At 39.4% G+C, this 25,972-nt stretch carries 28 protein-coding genes and 1 riboswitch; of the genes, 6 read left to right on the plus strand and 22 right to left on the minus strand.

Annotated features, from left to right (window positions below; translation table 11 throughout):
- Window positions 1–69 precede the first annotated feature (69 nt).
- The 6 genes from trmB to QNJ52_RS04960 all read right to left on the minus strand — a co-directional run bounded on the left by trmB (window position 70) and on the right by QNJ52_RS04960 (window position 5,981).
- Entirely contained in the window at window positions 70–702 is a 633-nt protein-coding gene (gene trmB / locus QNJ52_RS04935; RefSeq protein ID WP_219492744.1) for a tRNA (guanosine(46)-N7)-methyltransferase TrmB, read from the minus strand.
- A 12-nt stretch (window positions 703–714) separates the two neighbouring features.
- Window positions 715–1,506: a phosphotransferase family protein gene (locus QNJ52_RS04940; RefSeq protein WP_219492745.1), complete on the minus strand. Its 792-nt coding sequence runs from the start codon at window positions 1,504–1,506 to the stop codon at window positions 715–717.
- 161 nt (window positions 1,507–1,667) lie between these two features.
- Window positions 1,668–3,077 (minus strand): dipeptidase PepV, encoded by a 1,410-nt coding sequence (gene pepV / locus QNJ52_RS04945; RefSeq protein WP_219492749.1) that lies wholly within the window; start codon window positions 3,075–3,077, stop codon window positions 1,668–1,670.
- Window positions 3,078–3,165: 88 nt separating this feature from the next.
- On the minus strand, window positions 3,166–3,588 hold the full coding sequence (locus QNJ52_RS04950; protein ID WP_219492752.1) for a YtxH domain-containing protein: 423 nt from the start codon (window positions 3,586–3,588) through the stop codon (window positions 3,166–3,168).
- 69 nt (window positions 3,589–3,657) lie between these two features.
- Window positions 3,658–4,362 (minus strand): pseudouridine synthase, encoded by a 705-nt coding sequence (locus QNJ52_RS04955; protein WP_219492754.1) that lies wholly within the window; start codon window positions 4,360–4,362, stop codon window positions 3,658–3,660.
- The gene (locus tag QNJ52_RS04960; protein ID WP_219492757.1) at window positions 4,359–5,981 is read right to left on the minus strand and encodes a putative polysaccharide biosynthesis protein; all 1,623 of its coding nucleotides are present in this window, start codon (window positions 5,979–5,981) and stop codon (window positions 4,359–4,361) included. Before QNJ52_RS04960 ends, QNJ52_RS04955 begins: the two co-directional genes overlap by 4 nt.
- Before the next feature lie 136 nt (window positions 5,982–6,117).
- Here QNJ52_RS04960 and QNJ52_RS04965 point away from each other — a divergent pair, with 136 nt between their 5' ends.
- Window positions 6,118–7,362 (plus strand): BaiN/RdsA family NAD(P)/FAD-dependent oxidoreductase, encoded by a 1,245-nt coding sequence (locus QNJ52_RS04965; protein WP_219492760.1) that lies wholly within the window; start codon window positions 6,118–6,120, stop codon window positions 7,360–7,362.
- 175 nt (window positions 7,363–7,537) lie between these two features.
- On the opposite strand, the gene QNJ52_RS04970 is transcribed toward QNJ52_RS04965, so the two are convergent.
- From QNJ52_RS04970 to QNJ52_RS04980, 3 genes are all read right to left on the minus strand, one after another.
- On the minus strand, window positions 7,538–7,837 hold the full coding sequence (locus QNJ52_RS04970) for a rhodanese-like domain-containing protein (protein ID WP_219492763.1): 300 nt from the start codon (window positions 7,835–7,837) through the stop codon (window positions 7,538–7,540).
- A gap of 8 nt (window positions 7,838–7,845) precedes the next feature.
- Window positions 7,846–10,254: a leucine--tRNA ligase gene (gene leuS / locus QNJ52_RS04975; protein WP_219492765.1), complete on the minus strand. Its 2,409-nt coding sequence runs from the start codon at window positions 10,252–10,254 to the stop codon at window positions 7,846–7,848.
- 327 nt (window positions 10,255–10,581) lie between these two features.
- On the minus strand, window positions 10,582–11,751 hold the full coding sequence (locus tag QNJ52_RS04980; protein WP_219492767.1) for an MDR family MFS transporter: 1,170 nt from the start codon (window positions 11,749–11,751) through the stop codon (window positions 10,582–10,584).
- 84 nt (window positions 11,752–11,835) lie between these two features.
- Between QNJ52_RS04980 and mnmL the strand changes: the two genes are divergently transcribed.
- Together mnmL and mnmM are read left to right on the plus strand one after the other, a co-directional pair.
- On the plus strand, window positions 11,836–12,780 hold the full coding sequence (gene mnmL / locus QNJ52_RS04985) for a tRNA modification radical SAM protein MnmL/YtqA (protein ID WP_414738620.1): 945 nt from the start codon (window positions 11,836–11,838) through the stop codon (window positions 12,778–12,780).
- Window positions 12,777–13,328, plus strand: coding sequence for a tRNA 5-(aminomethyl)-2-thiouridylate-methyltransferase MnmM (mnmM, locus tag QNJ52_RS04990; protein ID WP_219492769.1), 552 nt, complete (start codon window positions 12,777–12,779; stop codon window positions 13,326–13,328). Before mnmL ends, mnmM begins: the two co-directional genes overlap by 4 nt.
- 19 nt (window positions 13,329–13,347) lie before the next feature.
- Here the strand turns inward: mnmM and QNJ52_RS04995 are convergent, their stop codons facing one another.
- Window positions 13,348–13,752 carry a transcriptional regulator, SarA/Rot family gene (locus QNJ52_RS04995; RefSeq protein ID WP_219492771.1) on the minus strand — a complete coding sequence of 135 codons (405 nt, stop codon included), beginning with the start codon at window positions 13,750–13,752 and terminating at the stop codon, window positions 13,348–13,350.
- A 25-nt stretch (window positions 13,753–13,777) separates the two neighbouring features.
- Entirely contained in the window at window positions 13,778–14,599 is an 822-nt protein-coding gene (locus QNJ52_RS05000; RefSeq protein WP_219492773.1) for an alpha/beta fold hydrolase, read from the minus strand.
- An 85-nt stretch (window positions 14,600–14,684) separates the two neighbouring features.
- Here QNJ52_RS05000 and QNJ52_RS05005 point away from each other — a divergent pair, with 85 nt between their 5' ends.
- Entirely contained in the window at window positions 14,685–15,200 is a 516-nt protein-coding gene (locus QNJ52_RS05005) for a gamma carbonic anhydrase (protein WP_219492775.1), read from the plus strand.
- A gap of 35 nt (window positions 15,201–15,235) precedes the next feature.
- Here the strand turns inward: QNJ52_RS05005 and QNJ52_RS05010 are convergent, their stop codons facing one another.
- From QNJ52_RS05010 to QNJ52_RS05035, 6 genes are all read right to left on the minus strand, one after another.
- Window positions 15,236–15,571 (minus strand): hypothetical protein, encoded by a 336-nt coding sequence (locus tag QNJ52_RS05010; protein WP_219492778.1) that lies wholly within the window; start codon window positions 15,569–15,571, stop codon window positions 15,236–15,238.
- Window positions 15,572–15,684: 113 nt separating this feature from the next.
- Window positions 15,685–16,353 carry an NAD(P)H-dependent oxidoreductase gene (locus tag QNJ52_RS05015; protein ID WP_219492781.1) on the minus strand — a complete coding sequence of 223 codons (669 nt, stop codon included), beginning with the start codon at window positions 16,351–16,353 and terminating at the stop codon, window positions 15,685–15,687.
- 124 nt (window positions 16,354–16,477) lie between these two features.
- On the minus strand, window positions 16,478–16,978 hold the full coding sequence (locus tag QNJ52_RS05020; RefSeq protein ID WP_219492784.1) for a GNAT family N-acetyltransferase: 501 nt from the start codon (window positions 16,976–16,978) through the stop codon (window positions 16,478–16,480).
- Between the two features lie 12 nt (window positions 16,979–16,990).
- Window positions 16,991–17,653 carry a YjjG family noncanonical pyrimidine nucleotidase gene (locus QNJ52_RS05025; RefSeq protein WP_219492786.1) on the minus strand — a complete coding sequence of 221 codons (663 nt, stop codon included), beginning with the start codon at window positions 17,651–17,653 and terminating at the stop codon, window positions 16,991–16,993.
- A 637-nt stretch (window positions 17,654–18,290) separates the two neighbouring features.
- Window positions 18,291–19,022 (minus strand): nicotinamide riboside transporter PnuC, encoded by a 732-nt coding sequence (pnuC, locus tag QNJ52_RS05030; protein ID WP_120785820.1) that lies wholly within the window; start codon window positions 19,020–19,022, stop codon window positions 18,291–18,293.
- 11 nt (window positions 19,023–19,033) lie between these two features.
- Window positions 19,034–20,128: an AAA family ATPase gene (locus QNJ52_RS05035; RefSeq protein WP_283721998.1), complete on the minus strand. Its 1,095-nt coding sequence runs from the start codon at window positions 20,126–20,128 to the stop codon at window positions 19,034–19,036.
- Between the two features lie 157 nt (window positions 20,129–20,285).
- Between QNJ52_RS05035 and QNJ52_RS05040 the strand changes: the two genes are divergently transcribed.
- Window positions 20,286–20,420, plus strand: coding sequence for a hypothetical protein (locus QNJ52_RS05040; RefSeq protein ID WP_283721999.1), 135 nt, complete (start codon window positions 20,286–20,288; stop codon window positions 20,418–20,420).
- A 3-nt stretch (window positions 20,421–20,423) separates the two neighbouring features.
- On the opposite strand, the gene thiT is transcribed toward QNJ52_RS05040, so the two are convergent.
- Window positions 20,424–20,981, minus strand: a complete 558-nt coding sequence (gene thiT / locus QNJ52_RS05045) for an energy-coupled thiamine transporter ThiT (RefSeq protein ID WP_219492792.1) — start codon at window positions 20,979–20,981, stop codon at window positions 20,424–20,426.
- Window positions 20,982–21,253: 272 nt separating this feature from the next.
- Between thiT and QNJ52_RS05050 the strand changes: the two genes are divergently transcribed.
- Window positions 21,254–22,246, plus strand: coding sequence for a proline dehydrogenase family protein (locus tag QNJ52_RS05050; protein ID WP_219492795.1), 993 nt, complete (start codon window positions 21,254–21,256; stop codon window positions 22,244–22,246).
- A 36-nt stretch (window positions 22,247–22,282) separates the two neighbouring features.
- Here QNJ52_RS05050 and ribH read toward each other — a convergent pair whose 3' ends face one another.
- From ribH to ribD, 4 genes are read right to left on the minus strand one after another with little or no spacing between them, the layout of a single operon-like run.
- Entirely contained in the window at window positions 22,283–22,747 is a 465-nt protein-coding gene (gene ribH, locus QNJ52_RS05055; protein WP_099483721.1) for a 6,7-dimethyl-8-ribityllumazine synthase, read from the minus strand.
- Window positions 22,744–23,934: a 3,4-dihydroxy-2-butanone-4-phosphate synthase gene (gene ribB, locus QNJ52_RS05060; protein ID WP_219492798.1), complete on the minus strand. Its 1,191-nt coding sequence runs from the start codon at window positions 23,932–23,934 to the stop codon at window positions 22,744–22,746. Before ribB ends, ribH begins: the two co-directional genes overlap by 4 nt.
- Window positions 23,934–24,557 (minus strand): riboflavin synthase, encoded by a 624-nt coding sequence (locus QNJ52_RS05065; protein ID WP_219492801.1) that lies wholly within the window; start codon window positions 24,555–24,557, stop codon window positions 23,934–23,936. Before QNJ52_RS05065 ends, ribB begins: the two co-directional genes overlap by 1 nt.
- A 4-nt stretch (window positions 24,558–24,561) precedes the next feature.
- On the minus strand, window positions 24,562–25,587 hold the full coding sequence (ribD, locus tag QNJ52_RS05070; protein WP_219492804.1) for a bifunctional diaminohydroxyphosphoribosylaminopyrimidine deaminase/5-amino-6-(5-phosphoribosylamino)uracil reductase RibD: 1,026 nt from the start codon (window positions 25,585–25,587) through the stop codon (window positions 24,562–24,564).
- Between the two features lie 137 nt (window positions 25,588–25,724).
- Window positions 25,725–25,851, minus strand: a riboswitch (FMN riboswitch).
- Window positions 25,852–25,972: the final 121 nt, after the last annotated feature.

Below are 25,972 nucleotides of genomic sequence, written 5' to 3' on the forward strand. Positions count from 1 at the left end.
ACATGAAATGTAACAATAAAAAAAGAAACATTAGTAAGATGCGCTATAAAGTCATCTTACTAATGCTTCTTAAAATCGAGCTTCTAATCGATTAATTCTAAATCCTTTATTCGAGAACTTATCTTCATATTCCGTACGAATATTATCAACAGGTTCATTATCATGCAGATTCAAATTAATATTTTTCAGCTTCATGCCGTAATGGCTCATACTCTCGATCGAATATTCAAATAACGCCTGATTATCAGTCTTGAAATGAATTTCACCATCTTTATTTAAAATAGTTTCATAAACTTTAAGAAAATTCTCATGCGTCAGTCTGCGCTTTGCGTGACGTACTTTAGGCCATGGATCTGAGAAGTTAAGATAGATTCTATCAATCTCACCCGCATTAAAGATTTCTGTCAGCTTTTCGGCATCTACTGTTAACAGGCGTAAGTTTCTAATATTTTGTTCCACTGCTTTTTCTACGATACGAATCATGACATTCTTATCACGTTCGATACCAATATAATTAATCTCCGGGTGCGCTTTAGCCATCTCCGTAATAAAACGGCCCATACCGCTTCCGACTTCGATATGTATCGGCTGCACTTGTTCAAACCAGTCAACGATGTGATCTTTTCGAGCAAGGTCGATACTTACAATATCCTCGTGCTGCAGAAGAAAATCTTCAGCCCACGGTTTATTTCTCATTCTCATAGTGCTACTCCTTTAAATAAAACGATTCAAATTTAATACATCATCTAAAAATTTCAGCCAGTCATTCAAATCATGATAGCGACTCTTCTCTTCGTACCATTCAATCATTGCAATCGCCTGAATGATGGTATACCACTTCATGCGCTTTTCCAGATCCAGTGTGTATTCAATACCATAAGTTGCAAGCCAAGATTGCCAGTCGATGGTATCACCATAAGTATAAAGAATCATACCGATATCTATCGCCGGATCTGCAATCATCGCACCTTCCCAGTCAACAAGAAAGAGTTCATCCTGATCTGATAAGAGCCAGTTATTATGATTGACATCCCCATGACATACTGTATAGAACTTGCGCTCTAGCTGCGGCATATGCTCTTCCAGATAGATCAGCGCTTTACGGACAGTATGATGTGTTAATACGTTGCGAGATAATGAGGAATTGATCTTATTAAGCAATAGCTCTGGATCCATCGGTTTCATCTCAAGTCGCTTGAGCATATTAAGTAATGGTTTCGAACGATGAATCTTCTTCAGCAGTAGTGCAACACGTTCGGATTTCATTTCCATGTGCGTCAGACTTCGCCCATTCTTCCAGTGCTGTGCTGTTACGACTTCACCTGTCTCTATTCTCTTCGTCCATACAAGTTTCGGTACGATACCTTCAGCAGAAAGTGCAGCAAGAAACGGAGAGGAGTTACGCTTTAAGAAAAGCTTTCTGCCGTCTTGTTCTGCCATGTATGCTTCTCCAGATGCGCCGCCAGCGGAATCTAATGTCCAACCTAGCTGATAGAAATGTTCCAACGTGTTTCACCTCCTGTTTCAAGAAAAAAGAAAAGGCACGAGAAAAAATCTCTTGCCTTATTCATTCCGATCAAATTAATGTCTTACTTAAATTTTATATCCTTTTCTCTATTAATTCAAGTATTACTTTAAGTCATATGATGAACTTTTACTTAAGCTGACTATGCCTCTTCTACACAAACTGAATGTATTGCTTCCAGATAAATTGCTGTAGCATCGAATAATTGCTTTTTAGTGATGTATTCATTTTTCTGGTGCATCAGATCTTCTGAATCTTTAAACATAGCACCAAACGCAACACCTTTTTCCATTGTACGGGCATACGTTCCGCCACCAATCGTATAAGGTTCTGTCATATCCCCTGTCTGATTGCGATAAGCTTGTAGTAGCTTCATTACAAATGGATCGTTTTTATCGACATAATGCGGTACTTGATGTTTTGTCACTTCAATTTCAAAGTATGGTGCCAATGTCTGTGAAAGTTTATCAATCTCTTGGTCGAATTCAAAACCATTAGGATAGCGTAAGTTGACACCATATACACCACCATCCACATCAGTATAGCTGATGATACCGATATTCGTTGTTAACTTCCCTAATTCTTCTGTCTCGATTGCAACATCCAGCTTTTCTCCAAAGTGAGAATCAAATAATTTATCATCACCTAATGCCACGAATGCTTTCGCTTTCTTATCCAGATCCAGCGTATTTAAGAAGTGGATTAAATACAATCCTGCATTGATACCTTTGAACGGCTCCATACCATGCACAGATTTCCCTTCTATTTCTAATTTCAGCTGACCATTATCTACATAATGCTTTCCTTCAAGGCTGTAGTCCTTTAGGAATCCTTCGAAGCTCTGTATAACATATGCCATCTGTTCATTGACACTTAACTGCGCCTCAGCATGATCAGGTACCATATTGTAACGTTCACCTGATTTTAAAGCTTTCAATACGACTTCTGGTGTCTTTTCACTTTCCTCATCACTTGTCTGAATGATATCAAATGATGAGAACCCTTTTTCACCATGGATTAACGGAAAGTCCGCGTCAGGTGCGATACCTAAATCAGGCATCGGCTCAGTTTCAAAATAGCGATCTGTACATTTCCACTCTGATTCTTCATCCGTACCGATAATGATATGTATACGTTTCTTCCAGTCTACTTGCATATCTTCTAAGATCTTCACTGCATAGTAAGCAGCAATTGTCGGTCCTTTATCATCTAAAGTTCCACGTGCAATGATTCGGTCTTCAGTAACCGTTGCATTAAATGGATCTGTATCCCAGCCACTGCCTTCAGGTACAACATCGACATGCCCTAAGATACCGAAGATTCTTTCTCCTTTACCCGCTTCAATACGTCCAGCGATATGATCAACATCATGCGTATTGAATCCATCGCGCTGTGCTAATTTGTACATGTAATCCAGCGCCTCACGTGGTCCCGGACCAACAGGATGCTCTTCATCTGCCAGACTATCATCGCGAACACTGCGAATATTGAGAAGTCCTGTTAAGTCTTCAATTATCTTGTCTTCATATTGTGCTACTTTTTCTCTCCACATAATAATTCCTCCTATCATATTAACAGTTCTATTATACAGAATATTGAAAAAAAGAACACATCACAAGTGATGTGTTCTCACAACAAAATTATTTTAGATCATTTTTGCTTACTGCATTAGGGTTTTGATCAGCGACATCTTTATCCGTTACGATATGGATATTGTTTGCGCCACCTTCGTCATCGAAGTTCTGCTTTTCTTCTTCGACGCTATCTTTTTTTGAAAGCTTATCAGCTAAAGGTGCTGCTTTTTCCTGAACTTTTTGTGTTAAGTTTGCTTTGTAGCTTTCTGGATCTTCTTTTACTTTGTTAATTTCTTCTTTCGCTACTTGCTGTAAGTTCGTTGCTTTTTCTTTGGCAGTATCTGCGTAACTTTTCGGGTCTTGCTTCGCTTTATTATACTCATCTAATAATTTGTCTCTATTTTCTTTCTTTGATAGGACTGCTGCTACTGCAGTTCCCCCGATAACTAATGCTGCTCTTAATAAACCTGCTTTATTGTTGTTAGCCATAATCATAACACCTCTTCGTTTAATTTGTACTTTATCTATACCCTAGCAGAAACATGTTAAACATATGACTTACATTTTCACGAAATTTATTTCTTCAAGTGTCAGTTTACGATATGCACCTGGCGCTAAACTTTCATCTAAAGGTAATCCGCCCATCTTAATACGCTTCAAATAGATTACGGTCATATCTACAGCTTTAAACATTCGTTTTACTTGATGAAACTTTCCCTCCTGAATGACAAGCTCGATTTCTGAAATCTCTCCTGCTCTTACAATCTGAAGTTCAGCAGGCATCGCTTTATAGCCATCGTCCAAGGTAACACCTGCTTTAAATAACTCTACGGTCTCATCTGTTACATAGCCGTCAACACGTGCAAAATACGTCTTATTCACATGCTTTCTAGGGCTCAGTACATCATGAGAAAATTGACCGTCATTCGTTAGTATCAATAAGCCTTCTGTATCTTTATCCAGCCTGCCGACCGGATGCAGATCGTAATGTTCCAATCCGTCAATGAGTTCAAGTACGGTTTCATCTTTGTAATCTTTCGTACTTGAAATATACCCTGCCGGCTTGTTCAGCATAATATAGACAAAAGGTTCATACACAACTGCTTCATCATAAACTGTAACAGTGTCATTCTCCGGTACAATTTTGATATCCGCCTTCTTGACTAAAACGTCATTTATCTTCACTGCACCACGTTTGACAAGTAGCTTCACTTCCTTACGTGTACCAAATCCATGGTTCCCGAGAAATTTATCTAATCTCATCGCCCGAACTTCTCTCTCAAAATTTGTATGCGTGAACCAAAGAACGCATCTGCTAAACGAGATTTCATCGATAGATATGCATAGACCATGCCACCGATCAGAGCACCGATAACCAAAATGATTAATGCATCAAATTTCTGGCTCACATCAAGAAATTGGATCATAATCAATACAGCAATCTCTACGATAACGACCATGATCAAGCTGTAAAGCAAGATCTGCAGCATCTGCTTATAAGTCGTTCTGAACTTAAATCCAGCATGTTTCTTAATGACATAGAAATTACATAATATATTGACCGTCAGTGCAATTGCAGTCGCAAGGACAGCACCCTCTGTATGGAACAGATAGATGAGCGGAAAATTGATGGCAAGCTTTACTAAGAGTGATGCAACAACGATATATACAGTCAACGCTTGTTTATCGATACCTTGAAGCATCGCAGATGACACACTGACCAATGCAAGCAGGATAGCAACAGGTGCATAATAGAACAGCAGATGACTCGCCACTACATTGTAGCTATAGAATACCGTGTATAACGGTGTTGCAAGAATCATGATACCTAGCGAAGCAGGCACTGTTAAAAACATCAGCACACCGAGAGAAGTCTTAATCTGATGATGCATCTCACGTATCTGTCCAGACGCATGCGTTCTCGTAATCGAAGGAACAAGACTAATTGCAAACCCTGCTGCAAGTGACGTCGGTATCATAACGAGCTTATTTGTCGTCGTATTAAGCATCGTTAACAGCATATCATGCGTTTCACCTGGCACACCAGCAGCTGTTAATGCACGGTTATGCGTAAACTGATCAATAATCTGGTAGAGCGGAATACAGAGACTGACGATAACAAACGGAATACTATATAGAAGAATCTCCTTATACATTGCTTTATATGATACATCTGTTTCTGTCGTATCGTTATTCACCATCTCAGAAATGAAAGGACGACGCTTTCTCCAATAATACCATAACGTTAAAATTGCACTGAATGCACCTACTGCTGCAGCAAATACAGCAATCTCATTTGCAAGCAGCACAGATTTATGCATAACATTTAATACAAGATAAGAGCCGATCAATAAGAATGCGATACGTGCAATCTGTTCTATTACTGTAGAAACAGCGGTCGGTCCCATGGAATCATATCCTTGAAAGATGCCGCGCCACGTCGCTAGAAATGGAATAAAGATGACCGCGAATGATACAACGCGGATAATCTCCGTAATCTGTTCCACACTCCACGTACCATCAGCCTTTGATACAGAAGCCTCAGCAATCAGCGGACTGATCATATACAATATTAAAAAACCAAGTAATCCGGTGATTCCCATCACGACAAGTGATGACTTATATAATTTATAGCTGACCTTATACGCCCCTACTGCATTATATTTTGATACATACTTCGCAACGGCTAGTGGCACCCCACCTGCTGAAATGACAAGCATTACCGTATATGGGGGGTATGCCATATTATATGGTGATAAGTTCGCTTCACCACCGATAATTGCATAGAACGGAATAATGTAAAGAATCCCTAAAATCTTCGTAATAAAAATGCTTGCTGTCAATATGAAAGTACTTCTGACAAGCGAATTCCCTTGTGACATATGTTCATCCCTATCTTTATATATTTTCTATTATTTGAATGTTTATTATCATAACACCATTCAAAAATATTAACTACTGAATTCATATATTTTACCATAAAATAAATGTATAATATTTAGAAATAGGAGGTCAAATATGTTTAATACCATAGTTATCGGAGGCGGACCAAGTGGCCTGATGGCTGCAATCAGCGCATCAGAAAATGGGAAATCCGTTCTTTTAATTGATAAGAAAGATAAATTAGGACGTAAACTCCAGATTTCTGGTGGCGGACGCTGTAACGTTACAAACCGCGTTTCTCACGAAGAGCTGATACAGCACTTACCAGGAAACGGAAAGTTTCTCTATAGTGCATTCAATACATTTGATAACTTCGCCATTATCGATTACTTTGAGAACCTCGGCGTCCACTTAAAGGAAGAAGATCACGGCCGCATGTTCCCAGTGTCTGATAATGCGAAGGACGTAGTTAACGCACTGAAACAACAGCTCGCCAAAAATAACGTCGATATCCGCACGAACCAGAAGGTCGCGTCTCTTCTCGTGCAGGACACGGTTAAAGGGGTCAGGCTTGAAGACGACACTGAAATCTATGCTGATAATGTTATTATCGCAACAGGAGGAAAAAGCGTACCGCATACGGGATCAACAGGAGACGGCTATGAATTTGCGAAACAGGCAGGACATACCATTACAGAACTCTTCCCTACTGAAGTACCCATAATTTCGAACGCGCCATTCATTAAAGCAAAGACGCTGCAAGGATTAAGCTTGCGTGATGTTGCACTCAGCGTCCTGCGTAAGAACGGCAAACCACGCATCACACATCAGATGGATATGATATTTACACATTTCGGTATCTCCGGTCCTGCGGCATTACGCTGCTCACAGTTTGTATATAAAGAACAAAAGAGCCAGAAGAAACAGGACATTACAATGATGATCGACTGTTTTCCACAAGAAAGTATCGGCACGCTGAAAAACAGAATTACAAAAATGATCGATACGAATAAAGATAAAGCTATTAAAAACAGCTTAAAAGGACTCGTATCTGAACGCTATTTATTATTCTTACTGGAACAAGCTGGACTGAACCTGGAAGATAACGGCCATCACTTAAAGAAAGAAGCGGTAGAACAGTTTTGCGAACTACTGAAAGGATTTAAGTTCCCAGTAAACGGTACACAATCAATAGAAAAAGCATTCGTCACAGGCGGCGGCGTATCCGTAAAAGAGGTCGGTCCTGCAACGATGCAGTCGAAGCTGCACGACAACCTGTATTTCTGCGGTGAAGTATTAGATATTCATGGATATACAGGCGGCTATAACATTACGAGCGCTCTCGTAACTGGGTATATCGCAGGATTGAGTTGCAGATAAGGTTGTCACATGTGTGTTTAGTCACGAGTAAAATCACGAAAAGATGCCTAAGAAACGTTCTTTGTTTCTGGCATCTTTTTGATTTTATCGAAGTGACTGTGCATGTGACACCGTCTATCAAGTTGTCACATGTGTGTTTAGTCTATTAATCGAAAGAAGCTAGAGACTTATGTCTCTAGCTTCTTTCGATTAATTGTTCTATTTCCGCCATGCCACCTTGAACATTCACCACTTTATAATTTTGTTCTGATAAATACTGTGTGACATGTTCACTTCTAACACCATGTGCACAGACGATATAATACGTTTTATCACTATCAAGTTCGTTCAGATGTTCAGGTATTGTATTCATCGGGATATGCAATGCACCTTCCAGCATTCCCATCTGTACTTCGAAGTCTTCTCGTATATCGATGATGTTCAGCGGCTCATGCTGCAGTTTGTCGATAAATGCTTTACTACTGATTTCTAGCATAGGTCCTCCTAGTTCGCCACGATATTGACAAGTTTATTTGGAACGGCGATTACTTTTCTTACTGTTTTGCCTTCAATCGCTGTCTGTACCGCTTCAAGTGATAACGCGAATGTCTCCATTTCTGCTTTATCCATATCTTTCGCGATTGTTGCTTTTTGTTTAAGCTTACCGTTCACTTGAATTACGATCTCAACTTCGCTGTCCACAAGCTTACTTTCGTCATATACCGGCCATGCTTCATACGTTATTGATTCCGTACCGCCAAGTTTTTCCCAAAGTTCTTCTGTGATGTGTGGTGCAATCGGATTCAATAACTTCACGAATCCACGGATATGGTCGATGTTTAATTGCTCTGCTTTGTATCCTTCATTGATAAATACCATCATCTGTGAGATTGCTGTATTGAAGCCTAATGTTTCATAGTCATCTGTCACTTTCTTCACAGTTTGATGATACACTTTATCCATAGCTTCTACTGGTTGTTCTGTAATCTTCTCAGTGAGTGTGCCATCTTCATTTACAAGCAGGCGATACACACGGTCTAAGAATCGTCTTGCACCGTCTAACCCATTTGTACTCCAGGCAATTGATGCATCTAGTGGTCCCATGAACATTTCGTATAGACGCAGTGTGTCTGCTCCGTGACTTGCAACGACGTCATCCGGATTCACGACATTTCCTTTTGATTTACTCATCTTCTCGTTTCCTTCACCGAGAATCATCCCTTGGTTGAATAGTTTCTGGAATGGTTCTTTCGTGTGTACAACGCCTAGATCGTACAACACCTTATGCCAGAAACGTGCATAGAGTAAATGAAGCACGGCGTGTTCTGCACCACCGATATATAAATCTACTGGCAACCATTTCTTAAGAAGCTCAGGATCTGCAATCATGTCAGAATTTTTCGGATCGATATAACGCAAGTAATACCAGCAGCTACCCGCCCATTGTGGCATCGTGTTCGTCTCACGGCGTCCTTTCATCCCTGTTACAGGATCTGTGACATTGACAAATTCATCAATATTGGCAAGTGGTGATTCCCCTGTCCCTGATGGCTTGATGTGTTCTGTCTTCGGCAGCATGAGTGGCAATTCTTCTTCAGGTACAGTCGTCATTGAACCATCTTCCCATGTAATTACAGGAATTGGTTCACCCCAGTAACGTTGACGAGAGAATAACCAGTCACGTAGTTTGTAAGATACTTTCTTTTCACCGATACCTTTAGCTTCTAATAGCTCGATTGCACGTCTGATTCCTTCCTCTTTGTTCAGGCCATCAAGTTCACCTGAGTTGATATGAACACCATCACCTGTGTAAGCTGACGTGTTATCGCCACCTTCAATCACTGGTTTAATGTCTAATCCGAACTGATTTGCAAACTCAAAGTCACGCTCATCGTGTGCGGGTACTGCCATAATAGCACCTGTTCCATATGATGCTAATACGTAATCAGAAATCCAGATTGGCATACGTTCACCGTTGAATGGATTGACTGCATAACGTCCTGTAAAGACCCCAGTCTTGTCTTTCGCAAGATCCGTACGTTCCAGGTCAGATTTTCTTGCTGCCTGTTCCTGATATGCTTTTACCGCTTCTGCTTGTTCTTCTGATGTAATTGCCGCAACTAATTCATGCTCAGGTGATAATACGGCATATGTCGCACCGTAAATTGTGTCTGGACGTGTTGTAAATACTTTAAATGTATGTTCTGAATCTTCAACTTCGAAAGCAACTTCGGCACCTTCTGAACGACCAATCCAATTACGCTGCATATCTTTTAGAGATTCCGGCCAGTCCAGCTCTTCTAGATCTTCTAGTAAGCGATCTGCATATTCAGTGATTTTAAGGACCCACTGACGCATCGGTTTACGAATAACAGGATGTCCACCACGCTCTGATACACCATCGATTACCTCTTCATTTGATAATACGGTACCGAGTGCAGGGCACCAGTTTACTGCTACTTCATCCACATATGCTAAACCTTTTTTATACAGCTGTATGAAGATCCACTGTGTCCATTTATAATATTCTGGGTCTGTCGTATTAATTTCACGCTCCCAGTCATAGCTGAAGCCAAGTTCTTGAATTTGACGTTTGAATGTCGCAATATTCTTCTCGGTGAATTCTGCCGGATCATTCCCTGTATCGATTGCATATTGCTCTGCTGGCAGTCCGAACGCGTCCCATCCCATTGGATGTAATACGTTATAACCTTGCATACGCTTAAAACGAGAAATGATATCCGTTGCTGTATAACCTTCAGGATGTCCAACGTGAAGACCAGCACCTGATGGATATGGGAACATATCCAATGCATAGAAATTCTTATCCTTGTCTTCAGTCGTTTTAAATGTATGGTTATCTAACCAGTACTTCTGCCATTTCTTCTCAATTGTTTGATGATTAAAGCTCATTATGATTCCTCCTTTAAAATAAAAAGACAGTCATCCCAAAAATAGGGACGACTGTCATATAGACAACCGCGGTACCACCCGCAATTCACTTTAATAGTGCAGCTTTAGTTGATTCAGTTTAAACCCCAGCAAGTTCACATTTCACGTTTACCAGTTCACAGCACCCACTGGCTTCCTTGAAAACGATTCACGTTACTACTCTAGTTAAATCTATAATAAGGGTTATTTTATATTTGCGCAACCCTTTCAGAAAAAGTTACATTTTTTAATTTCACACCATTATTTTGAATTATGCAAATATTTTAAAAAATCAGTGTATCTTTACTCTTATTCATAGAGATTGATCTTGCGGTCAAATACGAAGAGAAAGAAAAAGCCGATTGCGATAAAGAAGATCATCGCTGTAAACATAATATCCATATTATATGCATCGACTAAGAACCCACCAAGCAACGGCCCAATTGCACGACCTAATGTTGCAGTTGAATTGACGATGCCTTGATAGACGCCTGTTCGTCCTTTCGGTGCAAGCATATTCGCAATAGTCGGAACTGCCGGCCACACAAACATCTCACCGATTGTTAATATCACCATTCCAAGCATAAACATAAGAAATGTATCGGCAAAGCTTGTCACAATATACGATACGATAAAGATGACAAATCCAATAGCAATCTGCGTTTTTATACGTGTTGACAGTCGATTGATAATAGGAGCAATCAGTGGCTGGCCAGCAATAATCAGCACACCATTCATTGCCCATAATGAGCTATATGCTTTAAGCGGTATGCCTAAGTCCTGCGTATAACTTGAAATCGTCGACTGCCATTGCACGTATCCAATCCAGCACAAACAGTAGGCTGTACAGACCATTAACAGTGCGTTGAATTTAGTTTTGTCTTTAATGTTTCCGACGTCACGCATCACATTGCTACCCGCGGCAATCGGTTCAGCTGAACGATAACCGAAGAATGCGATAAAGAAGAAGACCGCATACATCAAGAAGTTCAGAATGAAGATATACGTGAAACTAAGGTCAGCGATAAATCCACCTAATGCCGCTCCAAGCGCCACACCAAGGTTTTGAGAGATATAGATTGCATTAAATGTTTTGCGCCCCCCTTCAGGCCATGCGCTACCTGCCATCGCATAGATGGAAGGAAAGACGATACCTGAGCCAAAGCCAAGTATAACGAGCCATACCGCGTACCAAGGCCAGCCATGTAAGAATATAATGCCGAGAAGGCTGATTGCTGAAATAACGATACCAATCAAGATTGAGCGGTATCCTCCTATCTTATCGAACAATGTGCCCCCTAATAAATTACCAAGAACGGATGCACCAGAATTAAGCATCAAGACAAATCCTGCAAGACTTAAGCTTTTACCGAGTTCATTATGTAGATAAATTGTATTCAGTGGCCAGATTAAGCTTGCTCCTGTAACGTTCACGGCCATACCGATAACAAGCAGCCACACAATTTTTGGCATTTTCATTAATTTACCTCACCTTCTATATTAATTTATCCCAAACAACTCTATTATATGTTAAAATCCATATATTAAGAAAGAGGGAAGATTATGAAACCATTTAAATATGCATTTGATGAAAAAAGATACCATACATGGAACTACCATCTCCGCAATAAATTTGGCAAGAAAATATTTAAAGTTGCGCTGGAAGGTGGCTTTGACTGTCCGAATAGAGACGGCACTGTCGCATTTGGCGGTTGTACGTTCTGCTCTGCTGCTGGAAGCGGTGATTTTGCTGGAGATCGCGTAGATCCAATTCCAGTTCAGTTTGAAAAGATTAAGAATAAGATGCACGAGAAATGGCAGGATGGTGAATATATCGCTTACTTCCAGGCATTTACCAATACACACGCACCACTTGAAGTGTTAAAGGAAAAATACGAAGCAGCGCTTGCAATTCCCGGTGTTGTCGGCTTGTCAATCGCTACACGACCAGACTGCCTGCCGGATGATGTTGTTGAATATTTAGCAGAACTGAATGAGCGTACTTACCTTTGGGTCGAACTTGGACTGCAGACCGTTCATGAGAAGACTTCTAATATTATCAATCGCGCCCACGATATGCAATGTTACTATGACGGCGTCGCTAAACTACGTAAACATAATATTAACATTTGTACGCACATTATTAACGGTCTGCCGCTTGAAGATTATGATATGATGATGGAAACGGCACGCGTTGTTTCACAGATGGATGTTCAAGGTATTAAGATTCACCTGCTTCATCTATTAAAAGGGACGCCGATGGTCAAGCAGTATGAAAAAGGAATGCTTGAATTTATGGATCAGGAAACATACGTAAAACTCGTTGCGGATCAGCTTGAAATACTCCCAGAGGAAATGATTATCCATCGCATAACAGGGGATGGGCCAATCGATTTAATGATTGGACCAATGTGGAGCGTAAACAAGTGGGAAGTGTTAAACGGCATTGATGACGAACTGAAAAAACGTGACAGTTATCAAGGTAAATATTTTGGGATTGAACAATGAAAGCACTCGGCATCCTTCCATTTGCAAGAAAACTTATCGACACATATATCGAACAAGGCGCAACAGTAATCGATGCGACGTGCGGTAATGGCAACGATACGCTCTATCTAGCACAGCAGCTCCAGGGCACTGGCGTTATCCATGCATTTGATATACAGCAGTCAGCGATTAATAATACAAAGGATAAAACAGCAGCATTCAATAATATTGAATACCACTTGGATGGTCATCAAAACGTTCTGGATTACGTCGATTCTCCTGTGCGTCTTTCAATCTTCAACTTAGGCTACCTACCTAAAGGAGATAAATCGATCGTAACATTGCCACAGACAACAATTCAGGCCATTGAGCGCATATTTTCTATACTGGAAAAAGAAGGCATCATCATATTAGTCATATATCCAGGGCATGCTGAAGGTCAGATTGAAAAAGAGGTTGTATTAAACTATCTGCAACAATTCAATCAAGAAGATGCTCATATCTTTAAGTATGAATTTATTAATCAGAAAAACAATCCGCCATTTATATGCGCAATAGAAAAACGCTGATCTTCTGATCAGCGTTTTTTTATCCGCATATTTCCATAATTGCATCAAAGTGTGCCTTCATCTGTTCTTTTTTTCCTTTAAGAGACTCACACGCACAGTTGACAATCTCTTCCTTTATCGGAAGTTTTTCTTCGTTATAATAAATCATGACCGTACGTTCATCGTCTGCTGGACGCACCTTTTTTATCCAGCCATTTTCAACTAACGTATTATAAAAGCGCGTGCGTTTATAGGGTTTAATATTTAAGTATTCATCCAGAGCCTTCATCGGCATTGGACCTTTCTCCCATAATGTAACCATAACAATATATTCTTCTTTCGATAAATTAAAATTATCACTGATGAGATCAAATATTTCATCAATCTCCTGCTGAAGTTCGTTCAGTAATACCATATCACTCACTTCATGTTTATATTTAGACATATTCCCACCTCACATCAAACATATCTTACTGTATACCCGAATCTTCTGTAATCAATCCTACATAATTCATCCTGTTATTCATAAATGATTCGACATAGTATAAGACGTTATCACGTTCTGGTTCGTTATGCAGTTCATGGTATAGCGTACGCCAGTTTTTAATGTAGATTTCTGATGTCTTAACCTCTTTAGTAAACAATTTAATTTGATCAACATCTGCAACCCTATCTGCATCACTGAACATAATCATCAACGGTACATCCCCGATCTTATGAATATGTTCCATTGTTGCTTTCATAGATTCGATAATCGATTTATATAGATTAAAGCTTACTTTCTGTACCATTAATGTATCTTTTTTCAGTTCATCAATATTCGCCTGTACACGCGTCAAGTCCTCAAGCGGGATATTCATATCGAACTTTGCTTCCTTCGAAATTGAACTCAGACCAGATACCAGGAAATTCTTACGTGTCGTCACTGTATTTTGAAAGCCAAATAATGGAGATAATAATACTACGCCTTCTAATTTTAAATCAACGTTCTCCAGAAGATTTGTTACGATGAGTCCGCCTAAACCCACACCTATCAAGAACACCGGCATATGATATTCTTCTGCGACCTCTATCCATTCCAATACTTTTTCACCATAAACATCGAACGATTCGATATGCCCACGGTTCACACGCGATGTCTGTCCCTGGCCAGGAAGGTCTCCCATAATCACATGATACCCATCTCTACGCAACCTCGTTATAAACCATGCGTAACGTCCATGATGTTCAAGTAAATTATGTACGATGACGACAACCCCTTTTGGTGTTCCCTCTGTTTCCCACTTCCACATAATGATGCTCCTTTATATTTCATACTACTTGTTATTAATGATAAAATTATTATACCAAATAATTTTATTTCATGGAGGGAAATGTATGTTATATGAATATGATGGTAAGCTTCCTCAACTCGATGACTCAGCGTTTGTAGCTCCAAATGCTGTAGTTACAGGAGATGTTACAGTCGGGCGTGACGCTACAATATGGTATGGCACAGTAATTCGAGGAGATGTAGCACCTGTATCTATCGGTAACGGAACAAATGTACAGGATTTATGTTGTTTACACCAGTCAGGTGGAAAACCACTTATTATCGAAGACAACGTAACAATCGGTCACCGCGTCACTCTTCATTCACCAATTATTCGTAAAAATGCATTGATCGGGATGGACTCTACCATTCTTGATGGGGCTGAAATTGGCGAAAACGCATTTATTGGTGCTGGTTCTCTTGTTCCGCCCGGGAAGAAGATTCCACCGAATACATTAGCATTCGGACGCCCGGCTAAAGTCATTCGAGAGCTGACAGAAGAAGATAAAGCGGAAATGGCCGCGAATATTGAACGTTATATCTCCAAAGGAAAACAGTACAAAAAGATGCATGAACAATAAAAATGGGCGAGAGAAATATCTCTCACCCATTTTTATTATGCGATTCCGAACCTTTTATGCATAAACGGTAAGCCCGCAATAATAAAGCTTAATAGAAATTCATAGAACATCGAGAAGAAGTTCATAAAGAAGAATGTTACATTATGATATAAAATCGAACCGATACCTTCAGCACCATACAAGTAATTCACATCGATTGCATTGTCGATAATGTTCAGCACAATAATAACAAGCGCCATCGTCCATGCTTTCTTTGTAATTATTGCAGCAATTAAAGCGATAATCGTGATGACAATCGGCTCAAACACGAACAATTGAAAAAATGGGTCAAGTGTACCACCGAAAATATAAAACGCCATATCTCTAAACATATAGACACCTCTTCATTAATAAATCTAAGACATCTATATCTTAACATCAATATACGCAGTGCGATGTTAAGATTTCTTAAAGATTGACGTATTTATTTACATTAAATTAACAATTAAAAACGACTAACTACATCATCGTATGGACGACGTGCTTTCGGACGTTTTGGACCTTGTGCACGATAACCGAAAGCCACCATAACTGAGATCCCCTCTTCTTCAGGGTTCATCACGCCATGTTTAGCTAATATATCGTTAACCGCTTCATAGTTAAATCCTTCAATCGGACATGAATCGATACCGATTTCTGCTGCTGCTGTCATCATATTACCTAATGCGATATATGTCTGTTTACCTGCCCAGTCAAATAATGTACGTTCATCATTTGCAACATCAATATCTGTCGTCTGGAAACTTTCGTAAATGCGGATCATCTTCTGTAGGATCTCATCATTGTTTACACGTGGCCCGAAATGATTTTTAAACAGTTCTGAATCATATCGTGCATTACGTTTCGCCAAAATTAAAACAAAGTGACTTGCAGTATCTAACTGACCTTTCGCTGCGCCCCAGCCCACCTGTTTAATCTCTTCTTTCACCGCTTCATTTTCTAGAATTACGAAGCGCCACGGCTCTAATCCGATAGAAGATGGACTTAATCGACCCACTTCTAAGATAAATTTCATATCACTTTCGTCAACAGGTTTATCCTTATCGAATACTTTCGTAGCGAAGCGAAAGTTATGCGCTTCTAAAATCTGTGCTTTTAATTGTTCTTTATTCATATTATCCCTTCTTTCAATTAGATAATAGGGAATATAGCGCTTGATGTAAAGCAGAATGAACTCGAGGATGAAGTTTAAGTTTGTATGAGTGACCGCTATGTGGACATTCACAAACTACAGTAATTTAAAGATATAGATTCATCAATACAGCATCTTTATATTCATCATTCACTTTAGAATAATTCTTAAAATAACCGATTTCTTTAAAACCGAACTTCTGATACAAGTTTATCGCTGATTCATTGGCATGATAAACTTCAAGTGTAATAACTTCGATTGACCTTTCTTTTGCAAAATCAATCAATGACTGCATTATTCGACTTCCAACGCCTTGTCCCCAGTAATCTTTACGCACCGATATTGCAAGTCGTGCTTGATGTTCTATTCTCATACGACCATTTCCCATTATATTTCCAATACCTACAACGTTATCCTCATCCATTGCAACAAGCATAATATCCTTCTCTTTCGCTGCAATATTCGCTATAATCGTACGTTCTGTTTCAACCGAGAAACCTAGTCCTTCACTGCCGAACAATAGATTATCTGTTTCCCCGCCAACAATCTTGCAATACTCAAGAATCCCTTCAGCATCATTAATATTGACACTTCTAATCTCAAACATCGCTATCTCCCCTTATAAGATACTCTTAATTTCTTCTAATTCTTCAATGCGATACGTGGCATCTACTTGTTTTACGCCATAGTAGCAGCTATCTATCCCGAATTGATGTGCCCCGATGATATCTGACGTATATGTATCTCCAATCATCAGAACTTCCGATAAATCTCTGACTTCAAGTGTTTCGATACAATGTTTAAAGAAATTGTGATGAGGCTTTTCATAGCCAATCTCCTCAGATATAAAGTGATGCGTGAAATATTCCAGAATACCAGCATCTTTCATGCGCTTCATCTGGGTATAGAACACCCCATTGGTTGCAGTACAAAGGATGTAGCCCTTACGCTTCAAATAATCCAGAAACTGCAATGCGCCATCCACAAGATCATGGCTGTTATTAATATGCTCTCTAAAAATCTGTTCCTTCACTGCACCGTCCACATCAATACCAAGCGTCTTAAAGAAAACTTTAAAGCGATGTGTCAGTACATGACGCTTATCAACTCTACCCGCTTCAAGCTCACGCCAAAGCCCGACATTAATATCATGATAACGTGCGTATAATTCATCAGAAAAAGTCACACCTTCCGACTCAAACACACGCCTAATCGCAGTTTCTTCACCTTTTTTGAAATCGAGGATCGTATTATCTAAATCACATAAAATATATTTGTACATTGTAAACTCCTGATTGACTTTATTGTGAGATAACGTTCATAATCTCTTGAAATTTTACTTTTAATGATTTACCTTTTGAAAATAAAATATTAAGAATTTCCAACTGTTTTGGATTATTAATGATCTGCATTCTTTTTCTCCTTGTCGAATATTATCTTGAAATATAAAATTGCGATCGTTCCAATAAAGATGTTCAAAATAGTAAACGTAATTGTTGATATTGTAACATATTCGTATACCTTATTTCTCTTCACGGTCCGGCGAACTTTCTTAAGGTTCGTAATAACTTATATGATATTCCTGTCATCTTGGCTCATGTTTATTTTTTATGAGCCAACTTGAAGTGCTTCCTGCTCCTCCCACTGCCATCTTGGCCCATGTTTATTTTTTATGAGCCAACTTGAAGTGCTTCCTGCTCCTCCCACTGCCATCTTGGCTCATGTTTATTTTTTATGAGCCAACTTGAAGTGCTTCCTGCTCCTCCCACTGCCATCTTGGCTCATGTTTATTTTTTATGAGCCAACTTGAAGTGCTTCCTGCTCCTTGCACTGCCATCTTGGCTCATGTTTATTTTTTATGAGCCAACTCACTCAAATTCCCAGCAAAATAAAAAAACCGGCATCTGCCGGTTTCATTTTTAAGATACAACATGAATGTTCTGTAATTTTTTCCAGTTGTAATATCCATACACACTGTTAATTAATGAAGCAAGCCACATAACTGCCATAGTTACACTCGTTGCATCTACTTCACCATTTAACATCATTGCTCTAACCCATAATGAAATAGATACTACATTAACTGCCATCCAGAAGAACCATTGCTCTTTAAATCTTAATGTCATCAATGTTTGTCCAATAATGTTTAAACTTACATTCAGACTATCTAAATATGGCTGTTTTGCATGTATCATCGTTAACACTGTTGATATTGCTGCATACAATATTACTGTAAAAATTGCTGTTGATATCCATCCTTTAGAATCAAGTCCTTTAGTATCGACATCCATTACTTCCGGATCGTCGGTAATGTGATCTGAGTGTCTATTTTTAACCCAAGTTGCGAAACCTAAGAATTGAAACACAATAAAGACAACTTGTAATCCAACTTCTCCATATAGACCATGTTGGTAACTAATCCATCCATACAAAGAGACACTGATTAAACCATATACGAATGTTGATAATCTTCCTTTTGCGCTCATGATAAGACATAGTACCAATGTCACACTCGCTACTACATTCAGCCAGTCTGTCGTACCATCTACGATTCTGAAGTAAACCAGTATCGCTACTTGTACGAGCATGAATAAACCGAAGAACACTTTCTCATAAGTTGTGAAACCTCTAAAGTCCTTAACTAAAAACATATCCCATCTCCTTAGTTATCTTTGCCATCTGCAAGTATTGCGTCAACAAGACAGTGTGCTTCTTCGTACTTCTCCTGGAAACTGTCCCCTTTTAATACGACCATCTTATCTTCCAGACCATGATATTTAATTTCATCCAGAAACATTTGATGCATATCAAGGCGTGCCTTTTCGTCTGCCATCGACATATCTCTGAAACCGTCATCTACATAATTCGTTGTTGGTGGTAATACGATAATGAGCGCCCATGTCTGAAGTGAGATATAGTAATCAAATACGGGTGCAATCTTCTCATAATCTTCTTTAGGTGCATAGAGTTTCGTATAAAGCTTCGTCGTCATCACATCTGTATCTGCGAAGAATACTTTACGCGTTCCTGGAGAATGAATGTGTTTACGATTCAACTCAAACTGACCAATTCCAATTGTGTGTAAGTCCTTTATATCCAGTTCATCATCGCGGACTTGTCTTGTTGTCTGATACTCTCTTGAATATTCCAAAGAATATGAGGTTGAATAGCGTCTTGCTAAGTCTCTCACGAGCGTTGTCTTTCCTGTACTTGCCGTTCCGATTATCAATATATTTTTAACGAAGAATCTTCGGAAAGGGCGTGTTACAAAATCCCAGTTTAAAATCGGATTCTCACGTATCGACGTTCCGCTGATACCGGTAATTCTGCGATCTACCTTTGTAATTTGTATCTCACTTTCTAGAAACGCTTCCGTGAAATATGTATCCAGTGGTTCAATATACTCCTCTTCTCCCACATAAAACGTTACAGATTCCATCGGTAAATCCAGGCTTACTGCTTGTGACTGAATCTTATCTCGTAATAAATCAAGCCATGGTGCCCATCCAGCCGGATACCTTGGAATATTCGTTTCATCGAGTGTGACCACGGTTACATTTTCATCGTCCTTTAGCAGTTCACGCATTGCCTTCACACGATTCATCAAGCTCATTCCTACTTTATCTCCTCTGTCATCATCATAACCAGAAACGATGACAAGTGCATTTTTATTCTCACGTTTTGCGCGAATAATCTGTTCAAGATGTCCTACATGACATGGTGCAAATGTTCCGAAATATACCCCTAGATCTCTCATCCCAATACTCCTTTAATTTATTTCTACTTATTATAACAATTTCACTTTAGATTGTACTCAATAAAGAAGATTTACAATCCTATACAATAAATTAATCTTTCTTTTAACGGATATTTACAATATTTCGCTACAATTAAATTAATTTAAGAGGGGGCTCATGATGAAACTACTGAAAAAGGTTGTTATCGCATTTTTAACAATTATCTCATTACCATTCTTTATAGAAATAAGCTCTGAACCTGTCCAATCTGATTTTATCACGGAACATAAAAAAACTCCGTCCGAAGACTAGAGCTTAATATTTGTTATAATTTGCCACACTAAATAATCTCGGGGCTACAGTGAACAGGATTACCAGAATAATAATACATGTGATACCGTTAATAAGTGCAATTTGTCCGTTATAGAGCAATGAATACAACCATGCCGGCTGCCCTTTTGGCGCATAAGCTCCAAAATATACCCATCCCGACAAGAAATGAATGAAGTAGCGCGCGAAAACTGCAAGTGCCGTAAAGATTACAATCTTCATTTTATTGACTGGCTGTCCAGCAAGTCCTGCGAGTCCAATCAATGTAAATGCGAACGCATAATCAAGAAAGCCCTGTAGGGGATGTACGATACTACCTGCTGCATCTCCAACTGCAATCTGCAGTAATCCCCATAAGAATCCTGCCGTCATCCCTGCTTTAACACCTCTTCTGAATGACAGTAATAACACGGGTACCATCGAGAAGCTCAAGCTTAACCCGAAGAATATCCCTTTAATCTGTGAATCAATAAAGTCCAGCACCATTGCAAATGCTGCCATCATGGCAATTTCTAGCAATATGACCGTTCTCTCTCTGTTCATAACCAATCTCCTTTCATTGCTTATGAACCAGAAGCCACATTCCTGCGCAAGCATTACCTTACAGGTTCAAGCGTATCATCTCAGCACAATAGGCACCGCTTGTGGTTCATAGCAATACTCATTTTACACGAGTTAATAATATTTTCAATAATTCACAATATTTATTAAAGGAATTTTTACACAAATTAATAAATAATCCACAAAATTCTTTTGACCTTTTAAAGCGTTTTCATTATTATTAAAATAATGAAAGACTACAAGGAGGATGTAAAATGGGTTTAACAAGAGATTTTTTCATCAAACTAAGTGAGAACGAAACATTGAATACAGCAGCTAAGAAATATGGTTTAGCATTAGGGGCACATAAAGTTGTTGCCGGAACAGATATTGAGACGACAATCGAATCTATCCGCGCATTAAACGCAAAAAATATCTCTGCTACGGTGGATAACTTAGGAGAATTCGTCTTCTCAAAAGAAGAAGCGACAGCTGCTAAGAATAATATTCTAGAAATGATCCAGGCGATTTATGACACAGGTGTTGATGCACATATGTCGATTAAGTTAACACAGATTGGATTGGATGTTGACCCTGAGTTCTGCTATGAAAACGTTCGTGAGATCTTAATGAAAGCTTATGAATGCGGCAATATGCATGTGAATATGGACACTGAAGATTACAGTCACACTGTACAGACATTCGAAATGTTAGATCGTTTAAAAGGTGAATTTAAAAATGTCGGTACTGTCATTCAGGCTTACCTTTTCCGTGCTTCTGAAGAAATTGATAAATATCAGGACGTACGTCTACGCCTTGTAAAAGGTGCATATAAAGAAGATGCATCAATAGCATACCAATCAAAAGAAGAGATCGATGCGAACTATATCAAGATCATCGAGCAACGTCTATTAAATGCGAAAGCAATGACTTCAATCGCAACACATGATCATAACATTATCGATCACGTGAAGAAATTTATTGCACAGCATAACTTAAACAAAGACTTAATCGAATTCCAGATGCTGTATGGTTTCCGCTCTGAGCTTCAAGTAGAGATAGCAAATTCAGGATATAATTTCTGTACATACGTACCTTACGGACAAGACTGGTACGGTTACTTCATGCGTCGCTTAGCTGAGCGTCCGCAAAACTTACAGCTTGTGTACAAATCCGTCGCAACACCTGAAGTGAAGAAGAATGCTGGTATTGCAGCAGGTGCTGCAGTTGGTATCATCGCATTATCGAAATTATTAAAAAGAAAATAAAATAGACCCCATGTGAAATATCACATGGGGTTCGTTTTATAATTCATCCATCATCTTATTCAAGTTTGCCATTTCAATCGCACTGATTGCAGCATCTCCACCTTTATTCCCTGCTTTTGTTCCTGCTCTTTCAATCGCCTGTTCAATACTTTCAGTTGTTACTACTCCGAAGATGACCGGTGTACCGTATTCTCCGGCTTTTGCAATACCTTTTGCCGCTTCATTACATACATAATCATAATGTGTCGTTGCCCCGCGTATAACACAACCTAACGTTATAACTGCATCGTACTTTTTCTTTTGTGCAAGCTTAGACGCTACAAAAGGAAGTTCAAAGGCACCTGGCACTAAAAATGTATCGATATCCTCTTTAACTACACCGTGTCGTTCTAAAGTATCGATTGCACCTTCAGTCAGGCGGTCTGTAATAAAATGATTAAAACGTGATGTAATGACTGCAATCTTTAAACCTTCACCTGTTAACTTTGCACTATAGTTCATATTAAATTCTCCTTTAGTAAATGTCCTAGTTTTTGTTTTTTTGTTTCTAGATAATCTTTATTTTCATCAACACTTTGAAATTGATGGGGAATACGTTCAATCACTTCAATGCCATAGCGTTTTAATCCATCAATTTTGCGTGGATTATTCGTCAGTAACTCCACTTTATGAACACCGAGATCACGTAACATTGATGCTGCAACTGCATAGTCGCGCAAGTCGCTCCCAAATCCTAGCGCGTGATTTGCTTCTACCGTATCCATGCCCGCTTCTATTTTTTCATATGCTTTCAATTTATTAATAAGTCCGATACCGCGGCCTTCCTGTCTTAAATAAAGTAGTATACCGCCGTGCTTATCAATATGCTGCATCGCTTCTTCAAGCTGCTTGCCGCAATCACAACGTTTACTATGGAAGACATCACCTGTTAAGCATTCTGAATGGATGCGTATATGAGGGATGCCTTTGTAAGGTTTCACATAAGCGACATGTTCTTTATCCGAGTAAATTTCTTTATAGCCATACATCTGAAATGTACCGAAATCTGTCGGCATACGTACTTTCGCTTCTCGTGTGACAAGTGGCTTCGTTGACTTAATATAGTCAATGATGGCATCGATTGTAATCATCTTCAGGTCATGATTTTCTTTGTAAATGACTAAGTCATCACGTCTTGCCATCGTCCCATCATCTTTAATAATTTCACAGATGACGCCCGTCTCGCTTGCACCAGAGAGCTTTGCCAGATCCACACAAGCTTCTGTATGACCTTTTCGTTTAAGTACGCCACCTTGCTGTGCAATGAGCGGGAAGATATGACCCGGCTGGTTAAATTGAGCTAACGTGACATTATTATCTGCCAGTGCTTTCACTGTCATAAAACGTTCCTTCGCACTGATACCTGTCGTCGTATCTTTATGATCGATACTGATTGTGAATGCCGTCTTATTCGGATCCTGGTTGTTCATGGTCATCGGTAGCAGTCCTAGTGTGTCGTTAAGTGCGTGAGAAATCGGCGCACAGACAAGACCTCTCGCATGTGTGATCATAAAGTTAATCGTCTCTTCAGACATAAAGTCTGTGATTGCAATCAAATCCCCTTCGTTTTCACGGTCTTCATCGTCAACTACGATTATAGGTTTACCAAGTTTCAAATCTTGCAGTGCTTCTTCAATGGAATCAAACATTACATCATCATCTCCAGTTTAGATAAAGTGAGTGTATCACTCGACTTCGTCTGATTTAGAATATATTTGCCAAGCATATCAAATTCGATATGCACTTTATCGCCAGTCTTAAGTGTATTAAGCATCGTGCTGCGTACCGTTTCAGGAATAATATTTAATGTGATTGAATTCGTCAGTTCAAAGATCGTGAGTGAAACGCCGTTCACTGCAATAGAACCTTTCGGAATGACGTTGTTCTTAAACTGTGGTGGTAGTTCCAGTTCGATAATATATGTCTTTTCATTATGCTGGATACGTTTTACTGAGACACTAGTGTCGATATGTCCACTGACGAAGTGGCCACCAAGACGCGTCGTCGGCAGTAATGCACGTTCAAGATTTACTTGAGTGCCGGCTTTCATCGTATGAAAAAGCGTAATCGCACTAGTTCCACGCACGATGTCTACGGTAAACGATTGCGCATTAAATGACGTTACCGTTAAACATACACCGTTCACGCTGATTGAATCACCGATATGTATATCGGATAATATTTCCTGACAGTTAATCATCATCACTGTCGTATCACTTTGCTGCTTTATCTGAGAAATTGTACCGACTTCTTCTACGATACCTGTAAACAAGAGATCACGCCTTTCTGTAAATAAGGAGTACGTCGTCGTCGAACTGATTTACAGAGACAAGATTAAAATGCGTCATATCACGCATTGAGGAAAGAGTATCAGTCGTTAAAAACTGATGTTTTGAAGTTCCACCTAACAGTTTCGGGGCAATGTAGTGGTGTATTTCGTTATAACACTTTGCTTCTATAAATGTGCGGATGGTCTGCATTCCGCCTTCAATTAATAAATTACGGATGCGCTCATTATAAAGCGCTTTTAATATATCTTCTGGACTTAAGCGCGGGACATGGATGACCGTAATACCATCGATATGCTGATCGATGGCTGAAACGATGATTAAACGCGACCTATCATAATCGTTATCGTCTTGTGTATTTAATACAAACGGACCATTTGTAACGATGACTTTTTTAATGCGTTTATCTTTGTAAAGTCTCGCATCAAGGGTCGGCGTATCCTTTTTATATGTATTGTACCCAACCATAATCGCATCCATCCCGTAGCGCACTTGATGCGCATGTGCACGAGATTTATCGTTCGTAATCCATTTGCTTATACTTTCATCATCGGCAGTTTTACCATCAATCGTTGTTGCCATCTTAATTGTGACATATGGTAGTGAAGATGTTTTACTCGTGAAAAATGGCGCGTAAAACGCAGCGATTGCGTCATCTTCTACCTTTTCAACTTCAATGCCTTTAGACTGCATATAGCTTACACCTGATGATAACGTTACATCTGACGCTGCATAGACAACCTTGCTTATGCCAGCAGCGACGATCTTTTCAGTACAAGGTGGCGTCTTCCCATGATGACTGCACGGCTCAAGCGTGCAATAAAGTGTCGCACCTTGCGCATGAGTCCCTGCCATATGAATCGCATTCACTTCAGCATGTGCCTCACCTTCAGTCAGATGCGCACCGATGCCAACAATGCGATCATCTTTCACGATGACACAGCCGACTGTCGGATTCATACCTGTCTGTCCTTCTGTCCATTTCACTAATTCAAATGCTTTGTTAATATACATCTGTTCCTCCTATAAAAAAATCTCCCGAACAAAATATGCTCGGGAGATTGGAAATTTAGGTTCAACAAATAAGACCATAAAATGGATATCGTCGAGTTTTAAGTTATCAACAAATAAACCATCGATTAATGGTATCCTTATTCTTTCTCCCATCCAGACTTTAACTGTCGGCCTCTGATTTTCAAAGAGTCAGCCTTATGCAGTGCATAAGGGTCGCGGGCTATCACCGCCGGTTGGGAATTTCACCCTGCCCCGAAAGAATGTTATTAACTTGTCTGTCAATTACGACAAGTTAATCGTATCGAAGTTTGACCGAAAAATCAATGGAAAGATTTCGGATGTTTTAGGTGGCGATGCTGAGGTGTGATAGCTGAGAAGTGTCCTT

The sequence above is a fragment of the Macrococcus sp. S115 genome (genome assembly GCF_030067655.1).
GTDB lineage: Bacteria > Bacillota > Bacilli > Staphylococcales > Staphylococcaceae > Macrococcoides > Macrococcoides psychrotolerans.